Source organism: Geobacillus sp. FJAT-46040 (genome assembly GCF_002335725.1).
Classification (GTDB): Bacteria; Bacillota; Bacilli; order Bacillales; family Anoxybacillaceae; genus Geobacillus; species Geobacillus thermoleovorans.
The window spans coordinates 891,972-906,990 of sequence record NZ_NISS01000001.1 but is presented as its reverse complement, the minus strand read 5'-3'; the positions used below and the strand labels follow the sequence as shown (position 1 = coordinate 906,990).

The window sequence follows — 15,019 nt, the reverse complement described above, 5'->3', positions numbered from 1 at the left end:
TTATTCCCTCGGAAGCAGCTTTCGCAATACTTTGCCTGACGGCGTCGCCGGCAGTTCATCGATGAACTCGATATAGCGCGGATATTTGAACGCCGCCATATGCGCTTTCGCCCATTCGATCAAGTCAGACGGCGCCACCTTTCCTTTGTACGAATCATGGAGAACGACAAACGCTTTCGGCACTTCCCCTTTCATCGGGTCAGGCACGCCGATGACCGCACATTGCTTGACGGCCGGATGTTCGTTCAACAGTGCCTCGACGTCTTCCGGAAAGACGCTGTAGCCGGACACTTTAATCATTTCTTTCAACCGCCCTTGGAAATACAAATAGCCGTCTTCATCGACATACCCGATATCACCGGTGTACACCCACCCATCTTTCAGCGTCTCGCTCGTCGCGTCATCACGGCGAAAGTAGCCTTTAAAGACACCTGGATTTTTCACGACAATTTCCCCCGACTGTCCGGGCCCAAGCTCCCGTTTCGTTTCCGGATCGATGATGCGAATGTCCGTCTCATACGTCGGGATGCCGCACGAGCCAAATTTCACACGGTCATCCGGCATAAACGTGTCACACGTATGCGTCTCGCTCAGCCCGTAGGCGGCTTCGTACAACAGGCAGCCGCCGGTCGCTTCCGCCCACCGCTCGGCAAGGTCTTTCGTCACCAGCAGACCGAAGCTCGTCGCCAAGTTGCGTTTTAAACTCGACAAGTCGGCAGAGGTGGTTGACAGCACTTGCAAAATGGCCGCATTCATCGGCGCGATGCTGTACCATGCCGTGACTTTGTACGTTTCGATGGCCTTGATCGTCGCTAGCGGGTCAAAGCGGGTAAACAGCACGCATGGATGTCCCGTGTACACCGGCGTATTCAGTCCCATCACCATGCCGGCAATATGGCAAAGCGGGGCATGGGCCATAAGCTGTTCGCGTTTTTCCGTCAGCCGGTTCGCCTGGGCGGATGCGGCCGTCTTAAATAGCGCATTGCCATAGGTGAGCATCGCTCCTTTCGGCCGACCGGTCGTACCCGATGTAAAAATGATCAACCCGACATCGTTCCATAAGTCAATAGAAGCGGTCTCATCAAGCGGCGGATAGGCGGCGATGATGGCCGCAAAATCGTCCGCGGCGCTCACCGCCTCTTTCGGTTGCACAAGCTCGGCGCAAAGCGGGATGCCCCCTGCCGGATCGGCGTAATCGCCGTAGTGGCACGTTACGATAAACGACAGAGGCGCCGTTTGTTGTTCAGCTTGTTGAATGCGGGATAATCCTTCTTCCCCAGCGATGATGCCGACAAGCGGCACTTCAGCGAAAAAATAGGCGAGCTCCGATTCCCGGTACATCGGGTTGAGCGGGACGACGACGCCGCCTAACTGCTGGATGGCGAAGTGGGCGATGATGTATTGCGGACAGTTTTGCATGTACAAGGCGACATAGCTTCCTTTTTCCACCCCTTTTTCCCGCAAATAGCGGGCAAAACGGCGGACGTGATCCAGCAATGTTCCCCAAGTGACCACCTTGTTGTAGAAGATGTACGCCGGCTCGTTTTCCTCGCGTTCACCGCGGTGACGCAAATAATGATAGAGCGGATGTTCGCCGAGCACATAGTGGAGCTTCTTCGGCAATCCGCTCGGCCAATACGGGCGTGTTTTGTTCATCCGTTTCACCATCCCTTATTAAAAATACTGAACGGTTAGTATGTCCCCTTTTTAGAAAACGCTTTCAAACACTTGTTCACGTCTCCTGCTTCATCCATATGCATATCATTTCGCCGTCATTCGTCAATTTCCTTTCTCGAACAGCCAAACTATTTTCTCCGACGCGGCAAACGGCCGCCCCCTTCCACGTTGGAGAAGGAGCGGCCGTTCGGAAAAGGAGGAAGCCTGAAGCAGCGCACGCGGCTTGATGGCGGTCATTGATGCGTTGCCGCCGGTCGGTGTGGACGATGCGTTTTATCCGTCCACCAATGGCGGAGATATGGCAGCACCCAATGATCGAAACCGTAGCGTCCGGCATTGGCTCCGGCGACGAGGATGAAGACGGTGAGCAGCACCATTTGCGGGTTCGTGCTCGTCGTGCCCGAGAACATGAAGGCGAAGTTCATGACAGCTCCCATGAGTGCGGCAAACGTCGTAAACAATCCGAGAATGAGCGCGATCCCGACGAGAAATTCACCCCATGGCACGAGGAAGTTGAACAATCCGGCATTCGGCAGCGCTACGTTTTCGATAAAGCCCGCCCACCAGCTTTGCACGGCCGGGTGTTCGCCCGTGGCCTTCGCCAACGCTCCTTTTAAAAATCCGGTGGCGTCAAACCCTTGCGTGATTTTCCCCCATCCCGCCATTACCCACTCATACCCTAAATACAACAGGAACACCATCATCAACCACGACGCTGTGACGTGTTCGCGCAGCCATTTGACAACCATTTTGTTCCTCCCCTTTCAGATCGTGCGTCAGTTTTTGGAGAGCGAACAGCCATGACAGCGATGCCTCCCCCTGCCCTGACGGAGGAGGCACCCGTATCAGCCGCTTGGCAGGCTACCTCGTCCGCTGACGATCAGGGAACAACAAGCTGAACAGCACCCCGGCCGCCAGCACAATGGCAAATGTCGCAAACCGCGAGCTAACGATGGCCTCAAGCGGCGAGGAAATCCAAATGACCGTGCTGACAAAACCGGCCACAATCGTCGCGATGGCGCCGATTCCGGAATACCGCTTCCAGAAGAAAGAAAGCAAAATCGCCGGCGACAGCGTGCAGCCGATTCCCGCCCACGCCCAGCTGACAATGAAATACACAAGCGATTCGGATGTCATCGCCAGCACCAAGCCAAGCAACCCGGCGATGACCACCACCGCGCGGGAAAGCGCGACAAGCCGTTTTTCCGACAGGCGGAGGCGCAGCGAGCGGCGGACAATATCTTCGCTGATGGAGCTCGTGATCACGAGCAGCTGCGAATCGGCCGTTGTCACGATGGCGGCCAAAATGCCGGATAACAGCAGCCCGGCCAACCATGGCGGCAACAAGTCCAACACCATTTTCGGCAGCACGGTCTCGACATCGGTGAATGATTGTCCTTGGTAAAGGGCAATCGCCGCAAGGCCGATCAAAAACGCTCCGCCATACGCCAATAATGTCCAAACGATCGCCACTGTTTTGGCCGTTTTCGCCTCGCGGGCGTCTTTCAACGCCATGAAGCGGACGCTCAGTTGCGGCTGTCCGCCAAGATAGCCGAAAAACCAGGCAAAATTGTTAAACAGCAATAGCCCGAGCGCAAATCCAGTGACTCCCCCCGTCCATGAATCGAGGCCCGGTTTTGCGTGATGGAGCGCTTCACTGATCGACAAGCCACCACTGTAAATTTCCACCACTGCCACGATAGGCAAAATCACGAGCGTCGCCAGCATGAGCACACTTTGAATCATATCCGTCCAGACGACGCTGACAAATCCGCCGGTGTATGACAAGATAATGACAATCGCCACGCTGATGACCATGCCAAGCGCTGGGTCGATATGGAAAACGGCAAACAATGTCTTGCCCGCTCCGGCAATTTGTGCGCTGAAGTAAAACATCATAAAGCTAAAAATAAGGACGGTCGAAAGCCATAAAATCGTTTGCCCATGCGCGCCGAACCGTTTCGCTAAATAGCCGGGCAAGGTCAGCGCGCCGTACCGCTCCGCCTCCTGGCGAAACCGGTCCGCCAAAAAGAGCCAGGCGCACACAATGCCGATGACAATGCCGACGGCCACCCAATATGTGTCAACCCATCCTGTTATTCCAACATGAGGCGCGTCCTACATCGGAACGTTTCGCTCTCGTCCGGACAGCATCCACATGTAAAGCTCCCTAAGTTGCGAGGCGGCGGGAATTATAATAAAGTGGAGATGAGTCAGTCCAAAAAAGGAGTGAGGAAGATGAACCGTTGGGAGAAGGAATTGGACAAATACGCCGAACTGGCGGTGAAAGTCGGGGTGAACATTCAGCCCGGGCAGACGCTGTTCGTCAACGCCCCGCTCGAGGCGGCGCCGCTCGTCCGCAAAATCGCCAAAACGGCGTACGAAACCGGGGCAAAGCATGTGTATGTCGAGTGGAACGACGAGGCGCTTACATACATTAAATTTCACCACGCCCCAGAGGAAGCGTTTTCCGAATATCCGATGTGGCGGGCAAGAGCGATGGAAGAACTCGCCGAACAAGGCGCTGCCTTTTTATCCATTTACGCCCCGAATCCGGACTTGTTAAAAGACGTCGATCCAAAGCGGATCGCGACCGCCAATAAAACAGCGGCGCAAGCGCTCGCCAACTATCGGAGCGCCATTATGGCCGACCGGAACTGCTGGTCGCTCATTTCCGTCCCCACACCGGCGTGGGCGCAAAAAGTATTTGGCGATCTGCGCGATGAAGAAGCCATCGACAAATTATGGGAAGCGATTTTCCGCATCACCCGCATCGACCAAAACGATCCGATCGCTGCCTGGAGCGAACATAACGACCGGCTCGCCCGCATCGTCGATTACTTAAACAACAAGCAATACAAACAACTCGTTTATGAAGCGCCAGGCACCAATCTCACGGTCGAGCTCGTCGACGGGCACGTCTGGCACGGCGGCGCGGCGACGAGTCAAAGCGGCGTGCGCTTCAATCCGAACATTCCGACCGAAGAAGTGTTTACCATGCCGCATAAAGACGGCGTCAACGGCACGGTGCGCAACACGAAGCCGCTCAATTACAACGGCAACGTGATCGATCGGTTTACGCTCACGTTCAAAGACGGTCAAGTCGTCGACTTCAGCGCCGAACAAGGATATGAGACGCTTAAGCATTTGCTTGACACCGATGACGGGGCGCGCCGCCTCGGGGAAGTCGCCCTCGTGCCGCACCAATCGCCGGTGTCGCTGTCCAATCTCATTTTTTACAACACGCTGTTTGATGAAAACGCCGCTTGCCATTTGGCGCTCGGCAAGGCGTATCCGACCAATATCGAAAACGGCGCCTCTCTTTCCAAAGAGGAGCTTGACCGCCGCGGCGTCAACGACAGCCTCGTCCACGTCGACTTTATGATCGGCTCAGCTGATCTGAACATTGACGGCGTGACGAAAGACGGGAAGCGCGAGCCGATTTTCCGCAGCGGCAACTGGGCATTCGAACTGGCGTAATCGGTTTCGCCAGCTCTAAACAATAAGGCTGCGCCAAACGAGCGGCCAGACCCGACCGTTGGCGCAGCCTTATTCCGTTCAAGCACGGTTTCACACGGAACGATCAGACCGAACCGATGGGGTTGTTTTCATCCTGCCGCAAGTGCACAGCGGCCGATGCCGCCTGCGCCAGCTGCTCGCATTGCCGCAAACGAATGCCAAAGAGCACGAGCGGGTCGCGGTACGCCTCAGGGTTTTTGCGCATATGTTTGAGCTCGCCTTCCTGGGCAGCGATCTCCAGCTCCAGCCGTTTCAACGTTTCATCGAGCGCCGTCAATGGCGCATGGAAAAATTGAGTGACATCACGCTCAAGCGATTTGGCAAACCATTCAAACGGCAGCAACAACTGCTGGATGATCGCCTCCACCACCTCAGCGTAATCTTGCGTCTGGATCAACTGCTTATACTTTTGCGCCAGCATCGCCTTGTTTTGCGCAAAGGCGCCGAGCAGTTTGCCCGCCCCTTTCAACAGCAGCTGGCTTGGCGTTCTCCGCAAGAAAACGTTCACCTTGTCAATTTGCACCCCGTTGATCAACCGATCCGTATCGCGCCGCCAATCGGCGAGAAGGCGAAAATCGCATTCGAGCTTGAGCCGTTCCTGGCCGAACATGGCGTTAAACCCTTCGCCCATTTCATGCAAAAACACCTGGCATTCGTTGAATTCGTCTTCCGTCGCTGCAATCCACTGTTCCATGGCGCGGCGCAGCTTTGGCAGCGCCTCTTCATCAAGGTAAGCGCGAAGCCGTTCGTTCGCTTTGTCGTTCAGTTCAAGAGGCAAGCGGGAAAAATCGCTGTTTTCGCCCACCAGCTCCGCCATGTTGCGCAACAGATCGGGAATCGCCGTCAACAGCTCACCCCGCATGTCCGCCAAGACGGTGTGGAATGACTTGGCCACTTTGGCCGTTTTCTCCTCTTGCAGGTCGCCAAGCTGATGAATGGCGCCGCTGAGTTTGGCCGCCATTTCTTTTTTCCATACGACCAGCTCCGCCAGTCGACTTTCCGCCTCGGCTCGCTGCCGGAACAAATGAGCGATGAACTGGCGGATCGTCGTTAAAATCGCTTCCTCGCGGCGGACAGGGGACACGCATCGGCGCATCTCCTCAAGCCAGCCGACGAGGGCTTGCTGCTGCTTGCGGCTTGGCGCATGCGGCGAATAGACCATGACATTGGCCTCCGGAACGATCGTACGAACGTGCGCTTCCACTTCCTCAACGATTCTCGCCGTCTCCTCTTCATCCACCATCCCGTCGCCCGGAGGAAGCAAAACGTACATCGGCACAGACGGCGCCCGCTCGCGAAGCTGCAGCATCAACTGTTCATCGGCGCTAGAAAACGGATCCTCGCCGTTGAGAAGAAAAAGAATGCTGTCAGCAAGCGAAAACGACACAAGCGCTTCATGGTCGGATGAAGCGCGCCCGCCGAGCGGGCCGATATCCAACAAGACAATCCCTTGCGGCACGAGTGAAAACGGCGCCGTGCATTCAATGACAGCGTCATCGGAGAATCGGCTTCCGCGGCCGCCCGTTGCCTGTTGAAATTCGTCAATGCTCGAAAAAACGGTAAACTGGTCGTCGCTGATTTTCGCGACTTCCATCTCCCCGCCGTTTCTCCACGCAAGCACCGGCGCAGATGGCGCCGCCAACGCTGCCTCGCCGACCAACGTCCGCAAAAACGCCAACCGCTCATGACGCGACGCCCCAGCGACCAAAACGAAATGGGTCCGCGAATCAGACAGCTGCCGCACGAACCAGCGGAAGCGGAAATGCGAGCCCGCCCGCTGCTCTTCCGCCCAATCGGCAATTTCTTCAAATAGCGACACACCCGCTTCCCCAGCTTGCCGTTTCGCATGGACGAGCCGCTTAGCGGCGTCGTTGACCGTCTCTTCTTCAAACGCCTCAGGAAATTTCTCACTCCACGCCAACAAGGCAGCCGCGGCCACCGCTGTCTCCGGACCGTCGGCTAAACTCACCCAGCTTTTGACAAGCGGTGGCACCACTTCCACCAACTCTTTCAATCGGTACGGGCCTTTCATCAATCCTGCATAGGCTTCCTCTAAAAGGCCAGGAATTCGCTTCCAGTCGTAGTCGCGGCCGATCGACAACTCATCATAGAGGCGATTCCACTCCGCGAGCCACGAAAAATAGAGGTCACCATCCCGATAACCGTTCCATAGCGCCTGCACAAGCCGTTCAAACTTCACCCGATCCGTTTCGTACAACAGCGCCAGGCAGCGTGAAAACCGCGCAGGCGCCATCGTTCGCGCATGTCCTTGTTCCACATAACCGGTCAAGATGTCCGCCCAGCGGCGCGCCGACGTCCGCACCGCCTCTCCTAAAGCAAGCTCGACGGCGCTTTCCCAATCACCTTGCTCCTCGAAAAAGGCGCGCGCCCATTCGGTCATGTTCGGATAATCCGGATACAACGTCACACCGCGCTTAATCATATCATCCGCTTTCGCGTTTTCCCCCAACTCACGGTAGAGCGAAAACAGGCGCAAAATGATTTCCGCATGCAACGTTTCGCTTTCCGTCTCAATCGAACGGTACAGCTCCTCGGCCAGCTCGAGCCGTCCAAGCTCATAGTAGCTGTCGGCGATATTTTTTTGCGCCCACGGACGCAAATCGTCGTGATGGACTTGTTCCCATTTCAAGATCGCCGCTTCGTAGTCGCGGCGGTGGAAATACACTTCCCCTTGGGCAAAGCGAATCGACGACAAATCAGCGCCATCCCGATGCGCCGTGAAAAACATATCGCCAAGCGCGCTGACAACGTCGCGTTCCCCCGCCTCGACGAGCGTCTCGTAAAATGTTTTATGAACAAGTTGCTGTTCAAACCCCATGTCGATCACCTGACTCGTATATTTGCCATGCATGTTCATTGTATGGCACGTTTTCGAATTTTATTTCCATCCTATACATTTTAACAAACTTTCGCCGCCATGAACGTTTCAATTTGTTTTCATTTGCGAGACAAAATTCGACCCAATATGCGATGAGGCCAACCAAAGGAACTTTCAATGGTGGTTACGGCCACGAACCACTTTGTTCTTTTACGTCTACAAATGCTAAAAAGACGAGGGAAAATAAAAAAGCACGTAACCGTTTTAACTACTGGGACACAATCCATTAGGAAACTCCAATATCCTCGCTGCCCCTTCCTCTACAAGCCTACTCAAGGAAGCTTGATGCGTCGGGGCAACTCGCAGTTGTTTCAAAGAAGCTATTGCTCGTTGCTCTATCCTGCTGAGCTGCTGGGACATCATCGACAGAACACTCCAATATTCCCACTGTCGGCTCTTATAACCAAATAAAAAATTCCCCTCTCGCACATAGACTTAGCGATCAGGGAACTTCGTTCCAGCGCCTTTTGCGCGTTCTTTTTCTTATGTAAGTGGCGTCCCAGGAGAGACTCGAACTCCCGACCGACGGCTTAGAAGGCCGCTGCTCTATCCTACTGAGCTACTGGGACATAGTAATCATGATGACACTCTCATTATTCCGCTGCCCCTTCCTCTACAAGCCGATTCGAAGAAGCCCGATGCGTCGGGGCAACTCGCAGTTGTTTCAAAGAAGCTATTGCTCGTTGCTCTATCCTACTGAGCTGCTGGGACATAATCAACAGGACACCCCAACATTCCCGCTGTCCCTTCCTCTACAAGCCTACTCAAGGAAGCTTGATGCGTCGGGACAACTCGTAGCCATTTCGAAGATGACTTTGCTCGTTGCCCTATCCAGCTGAGCTGCTGGAACAATATCCATACGATATTCACGATAAAATAAAGGAAAGCGGGTGATGGGAATCGAACCCACGACTTCAGCTTGGGAAGCTGAGGTTTTACCATTAAACTACACCCGCATGATCAATATCATTAGGACTTGTCTTAGAAACGATTGCAATAAAAATATAATCGCTAATTGTTTTTTTTGTCAATATCTTTTTTGAAGTTAGTTAATAAACGCGCTCGAGAGGATTCGAACCCCTAACCTTCTGATCCGTAGTCAGATGCTCTATCCAATTGAGCTACGAGCGCATGATGAAAAAGCGGAAGACGGGACTCGAACCCGCGACCCCCACCTTGGCAAGGTGGTGTTCTACCACTGAACTACTTCCGCATCATGAGAAGAATTCATTCCTTCAAAACTAGATAACCGTCGGAAGAAGCCGCGGCGCTTTCACTTTTCATTGTCTAGCTCCGGCTCGCCGCCGCTCGGGGTCAAATAACCTTCCCCCTCGGGGTGCTAGCACCCCTGCAGGTGAAGAACATTTGCCCGTCGCGGCGAACCGCTCGCCTGCGCTTTTCTAGGTTAAGCCCTCGATCGATTAGTATCCGTCAGCTCCACGTGTCGCCACGCTTCCACCTCGGACCTATCGACCTCGTCATCTTCGAGGGATCTTACCCGCCTGACGCGGTGGGAAATCTCATCTTGAGGGGGGCTTCACGCTTAGATGCTTTCAGCGCTTATCCCGTCCGCACATAGCTACCCAGCGGTGCCCCTGGCGGGACAACTGGTACACCAGCGGTGCGTCCATCCCGGTCCTCTCGTACTAAGGACAGCTCCTCTCAAATTTCCTGCGCCCGCGACGGATAGGGACCGAACTGTCTCCCGACGTTCTGAACCCAGCTCGCGTACCGCTTTAATGGGCGAACAGCCCAACCCTTGGGACCGACTACAGCCCCAGGATGCGATGAGCCGACATCGAGGTGCCAAACCTCCCCGTCGATGTGGACTCTTGGGGGAGATCAGCCTGTTATCCCCGGGGTAGCTTTTATCCGTTGAGCGATGGCCCTTCCATGCGGAACCACCGGATCACTAAGCCCGACTTTCGTCCCTGCTCGACCTGTCCGTCTCGCAGTCAAGCTCCCTTGTGCCTTTGCACTCTCCGAATGATTTCCAACCATTCTGAGGGAACCTTTGGGCGCCTCCGTTACTTTTTGGGAGGCGACCGCCCCAGTCAAACTGTCCACCTGACACTGTCTCCCACCCCGCTAAGGGGTGCGGGTTAGAATTTCAATACCGCCAGGGTGGTATCCCACCGACGCCTCCACCGAAGCTGGCGCTCCGGCTTCCCAGGCTCCCACCTATCCTGTACAAGCGATACCAAAATTCCATATCAGGCTGCAGTAAAGCTCCACGGGGTCTTTCCGTCCTGTCGCGGGTAACCTGCATCTTCACAGGTAGTATAATTTCACCGGGTCTCTCGTTGAGACAGCGCCCAAGTCGTTACACCTTTCGTGCGGGGCGGAACTTACCCGACAAGGAATTTCGCTACCTTAGGACCGTTATAGTTACGGCCGCCGTTTACTGGGGCTTCGGTTCGCACCTTCGCTTCCGCTAAGCGCTCCCCTTAACCTTCCAGCACCGGGCAGGTGTCAGCCCCTATACGTCGCCTTTCGGCTTCACAGAGACCTGTGTTTTTGATAAACAGTCGCTTGGGCCTTTTCACTGCGGCTCTTCAGGGCTCTCCACCCCAAAGCGCACCCCTTCTCCCGAAGGTACGGGGTCATTTTGCCGAGTTCCTTAACGAGAGTTCTCCCGCGCGCCTTAGGATTCTCTCCTCGCCTACCTGTGTCGGTTTGCGGTACGGGCACCTCTTCCCTCGCTAGAGGCTTTTCTTGGCAGTGTGAAATCGGGGACTTCCGGATCAATCCGTCGCCGTCACCGCTTGGCCTTATGATCCGCGGATTTGCCTGCGGATCAGCCTCACGGCTTGGACAGGCTCTTCCAGCCGCCTGCTCGCCCTATCCTCCTGCGTCCCCCCATCGCTCAAACGGGAAGAAGGTGGTACAGGAATCTCAACCTGTTGTCCATCACCTACGCCTTTCGGCCTCGGTTTAGGTCCCGACTAACCCTGAGCGGACGAACCTTCCTCAGGAACCCTTAGGCTTTCGGCGCAGAGGATTCTCACCTCTGTTTGCGCTACTCATACCGGCATTCTCACTTCTAAGCGCTCCACCAGTCCTTCCGGTCTGGCTTCTCTGCCCTTAGAACGCTCCCCTACCGATGACCAACGGTCATCCCGCAGCTTCGGCGGCACGTTTAGCCCCGGTACATCTTCGGCGCAGAGTCACTCGACCAGTGAGCTATTACGCACTCTTTAAATGGTGGCTGCTTCTAAGCCAACATCCTGGTTGTCTCCGCAACTCCACATCCTTTTCCACTGAACGTGCACTTCGGGGCCTTAGCTGGCGGTCTGGGCTGTTCCCCTCTCGACCACGGATCTTATCACTCGCAGTCTGACTCCCGGGCATAAGTCGTTGGCATTCGGAGTTTGACTGGGTTCGGTAACCCGTTTGGGGCCCCTAGCCCAATCAGTGCTCTACCTCCAAGACTCTCAAACCCGAGGCTAGCCCTAAAGCTATTTCGGGGAGAACCAGCTATCTCCAAGTTCGATTGGCATTTCGCCCCTACCCACACCTCATCCCCGCACTTTTCAACGTGCGTGGGTTCGGGCCTCCAGCCGGTGTTACCCGGCCTTCACCCTGGACATGGGTAGATCACCTGGTTTCGGGTCGACGACGACGTACTCACACGCCCTGTTCAGACTCGCTTTCGCTGCGGCTCCGCCTCTTCGGCTTAACCTCGCACGCCATCGTCACTCGCCGGTTCATTCTACAAAAGGCACGCCATCACGCATGAACGCGCTCTGACTACTTGTAGGCACACGGTTTCTGGTTCTCTTTCACTCCCCTCCCGGGGTGCGTTTCACCTTTCCCTCACGGTACTGGTGCACTATCGGTCACTAGGGAGTATTTAGCCTTGGGAGATGGTCCTCCCTGCTTCCGACGGGATTCCTCGTGTCCCGCCGTACTCAGGATCCGCTCGGGAGGGAACGAAGTTTCGACTACAGGGCTCTCACCTTCTCTGGCCGGCCGTTCCAGACCGGTTCGTCTACCCCGTCCCTTTCTCACTCCCATCGTGAGCGGTCCTACAACCCCAAGAGGACATGCCTCTTGGTTTGAGCTGTTCCCGTTTCGCTCGCCGCTACTCAGGGAATCGCGGTTGCTTTCTTCTCCTCCGGGTACTAAGATGTTTCAGTTCCCCGGGTGTGCCCTCCATGCCCTATGGATTCAGGCATGGATACTGCCCCATTACGGACAGTGGGGTCCCCCATTCGGACATCTCCGGATCAACGCTTGCTTACAGCTCCCCGAAGCGTTTCGGCGTTTGCCCCGTCCTTCATCGGCTCCTAGTGCCAAGGCATCCACCGTGCGCCCTTTCTAGCTTAACCTATTGCGCTCTCGGCTTCTTCCTTTGCGTTTCCGGTTATCTAGTTTTCAAGGAACGAAGCTGCTGCCTTGAGTCTGCTTCTTTGCAGCTTTGCGCCGAGGAATCCATCTTCCTTGAACCTGCTGGAAGACGAAGGCGCAAAGTAGCTCCTTTGAATTCGCTTCTTCGCTGGTTTGCGTCGAGGAATTCGGCTTCTCCGAATCCGCTTGTAGACGCAGACGCAAACGAAGCTACTTCCCTGAACCTGCTAGCAGACGCAGGCACAGGCGCTTTTGAAGGAATTTCTCATTCCTTCAAAACTGAACGAAACAGAAGCGCGATGGATTGGTAGGTTGGCCATTGCGGCCTCCGCTTTTCGAATTGTCTAGCTCCGGCTCGCCGCCGCTCGGGGTCAAATCACCTTCGCCTTCGGGATTGTAAATCCCTGCAGGCGAAGAACATTTGCTCATCGCGGCGAAACGCTCGCCTTCGCTTTTCTCCTTAGAAAGGAGGTGATCCAGCCGCACCTTCCGGTACGGCTACCTTGTTACGACTTCACCCCAATCACTTGCCCCACCTTCGGCGGCTGGCTCCCGTAAGGGTTACCTCACCGACTTCGGGTGTTGCAAGCTCTCGTGGTGTGACGGGCGGTGTGTACAAGGCCCGGGAACGTATTCACCGCGGCATGCTGATCCGCGATTACTAGCGATTCCGGCTTCATGCAGGCAAGTTGCAGCCTGCAATCCGAACTGAGAGCGGCTTTTTGGGATTCGCTCCCCCTCGCGGGTTCGCAGCCCTTTGTACCGCCCATTGTAGCACGTGTGTAGCCCAGGTCATAAGGGGCATGATGATTTGACGTCATCCCCACCTTCCTCCGACTTGTCGCCGGCAGTCCCTCTAGAGTGCCCACCTTCGTGCTGGCAACTAGAGGCGAGGGTTGCGCTCGTTGCGGGACTTAACCCAACATCTCACGACACGAGCTGACGACAACCATGCACCACCTGTCACCCTGTCCCCCCGAAGGGGGAACGCCCAATCTCTTGGGTTGTCAGGGGATGTCAAGACCTGGTAAGGTTCTTCGCGTTGCTTCGAATTAAACCACATGCTCCACCGCTTGTGCGGGCCCCCGTCAATTCCTTTGAGTTTCAGCCTTGCGGCCGTACTCCCCAGGCGGAGTGCTTATCGCGTTAGCTGCAGCACTAAAGGGTGTGACCCCTCTAACACTTAGCACTCATCGTTTACGGCGTGGACTACCAGGGTATCTAATCCTGTTTGCTCCCCACGCTTTCGCGCCTCAGCGTCAGTTGCAGGCCAGAGAGCCGCCTTCGCCACTGGTGTTCCTCCACATCTCTACGCATTTCACCGCTACACGTGGAATTCCGCTCTCCTCTCCTGCACTCAAGTCCCCCAGTTTCCAATGACCCTCCACGGTTGAGCCGTGGGCTTTCACATCAGACTTAAGAGACCGCCTGCGCGCGCTTTACGCCCAATAATTCCGGACAACGCTCGCCCCCTACGTATTACCGCGGCTGCTGGCACGTAGTTAGCCGGGGCTTCCTCGTGAGGTACCGTCACCGCGCCGCCCTCTTCGAACGGCGCTCCTTCGTCCCTCACAACAGAGCTTTACGACCCGAAGGCCTTCTTCGCTCACGCGGCGTCGCTCCGTCAGGCTTTCGCCCATTGCGGAAGATTCCCTACTGCTGCCTCCCGTAGGAGTCTGGGCCGTGTCTCAGTCCCAGTGTGGCCGGTCACCCTCTCAGGCCGGCTACGCATCGTCGCCTTGGTGAGCCGTTACCTCACCAACTAGCTAATGCGCCGCGGGCCCATCCGCAAGTGACAGCCAAAGGCCGCCTTTCAACCAAAGACCATGCGGTCTTCGGTGTTATCCGGTATTAGCTCCGGTTTCCCGGAGTTATCCCGGTCTTGCGGGCAGGTTGCCCACGTGTTACTCACCCGTCCGCCGCTGACCAAATCAGAGCAAGCTCCGATTTGGTCCGCTCGACTTGCATGTATTAGGCACGCCGCCAGCGTTCGTCCTGAGCCAGGATCAAACTCTCCAAAAGAAAGTTGATTGGCTTTTCGCATTGTCCAGCTTCGGCCCGCCGCCGCTCGGGGTCAAATCACCTTCGCCTTCGGGATTGTAAATCCCTGCAGGCGAAGAACATTTGCCCATCGCGGCGACCCGCGGGCCTCAGCTTTTCTTTCGCGCTTCGTTTCGTTCAGTTTTCAAGGAACGACAGTTACTATTATAAACAATCTTTCAAAAATGTCAACTACTGATTCTCTTCTAATTATTACCGCGTTCATTTCGTCGCGGCAATTATTCATTATACGCAGTGTTAACTATTTGTCAATAGTTTTTTTATTTCATGATTGTTCGATCGTTGCACTCCGACATTCCGTCGAAGCGGCGATTTTTATTTTATACACTATCTCACCTTATGTCAACTACTTTTTTAGGTTGAACGCTCTCCCACCTACGCTAACGCTTAGAGGTGGGAGATTCTTGGGAACACCCGCCCCACGGCAGGCTGTCAACCAAGCCATCCCCGTGCGTCCCACGGTTGGGCTGCCTTACAACGACAGCAAACGAAACCAGCCCCCACTATCTACAT

The 15,019-nt window shown here is 55.5% G+C and carries 4 protein-coding genes, 4 tRNA genes, 2 rRNA genes and 1 pseudogene; 1 reads left to right on the top strand and 10 read right to left on the bottom strand.

What is annotated here, in order from left to right; all coding sequences use genetic code 11:
* The 3 genes and pseudogenes from CD000_RS04905 to CD000_RS04895 form a co-directional block, all read right to left on the bottom strand.
* Positions 1-1,656, bottom strand: a complete 1,656-nt coding sequence (locus tag CD000_RS04905) for an AMP-binding protein (RefSeq protein WP_096226233.1) — start codon at positions 1,654-1,656, stop codon at positions 1-3.
* A 254-nt stretch (positions 1,657-1,910) separates the two neighbouring features.
* Positions 1,911-2,426 carry a DoxX family protein gene (locus CD000_RS04900; RefSeq protein WP_096225012.1) on the bottom strand — a complete coding sequence of 172 codons (516 nt, stop codon included), beginning with the start codon at positions 2,424-2,426 and terminating at the stop codon, positions 1,911-1,913.
* A gap of 112 nt (positions 2,427-2,538) precedes the next feature.
* A pseudogene (locus CD000_RS04895) lies at positions 2,539-3,783 on the bottom strand (sodium/proline symporter); the annotation flags it as partial.
* A 132-nt stretch (positions 3,784-3,915) separates the two neighbouring features.
* Between CD000_RS04895 and CD000_RS04890 the strand changes: the two are divergent.
* Positions 3,916-5,157 (top strand): aminopeptidase, encoded by a 1,242-nt coding sequence (locus CD000_RS04890; protein WP_096225011.1) that lies wholly within the window; start codon positions 3,916-3,918, stop codon positions 5,155-5,157.
* Positions 5,158-5,260: 103 nt separating this feature from the next.
* Here the strand turns inward: CD000_RS04890 and CD000_RS04885 are convergent, their stop codons facing one another.
* The 7 genes from CD000_RS04885 to CD000_RS04855 form a co-directional block, all read right to left on the bottom strand.
* The gene (locus tag CD000_RS04885) at positions 5,261-8,074 is read right to left on the bottom strand and encodes a tetratricopeptide repeat protein (RefSeq protein ID WP_096225010.1); all 2,814 of its coding nucleotides are present in this window, start codon (positions 8,072-8,074) and stop codon (positions 5,261-5,263) included.
* Between the two features lie 513 nt (positions 8,075-8,587).
* Positions 8,588-8,664, bottom strand: a tRNA-Arg gene (locus tag CD000_RS04880).
* Between the two features lie 316 nt (positions 8,665-8,980).
* A tRNA-Gly gene (locus tag CD000_RS04875) sits at positions 8,981-9,051 on the bottom strand.
* Between the two features lie 101 nt (positions 9,052-9,152).
* Positions 9,153-9,226: transfer RNA gene (locus CD000_RS04870), tRNA-Arg, on the bottom strand.
* 10 nt (positions 9,227-9,236) lie between these two features.
* Positions 9,237-9,308 (bottom strand) — tRNA-Gly (locus tag CD000_RS04865).
* 188 nt (positions 9,309-9,496) lie between these two features.
* Positions 9,497-12,426: ribosomal RNA gene (locus CD000_RS04860) — 23S ribosomal RNA — on the bottom strand.
* Between the two features lie 483 nt (positions 12,427-12,909).
* Positions 12,910-14,467: ribosomal RNA gene (locus CD000_RS04855) — 16S ribosomal RNA — on the bottom strand.
* The 16S and 23S rRNA genes sit together here with 4 tRNA genes alongside, the layout of an rRNA operon.
* Between the last annotated feature and the right edge of the window lie 552 nt (positions 14,468-15,019).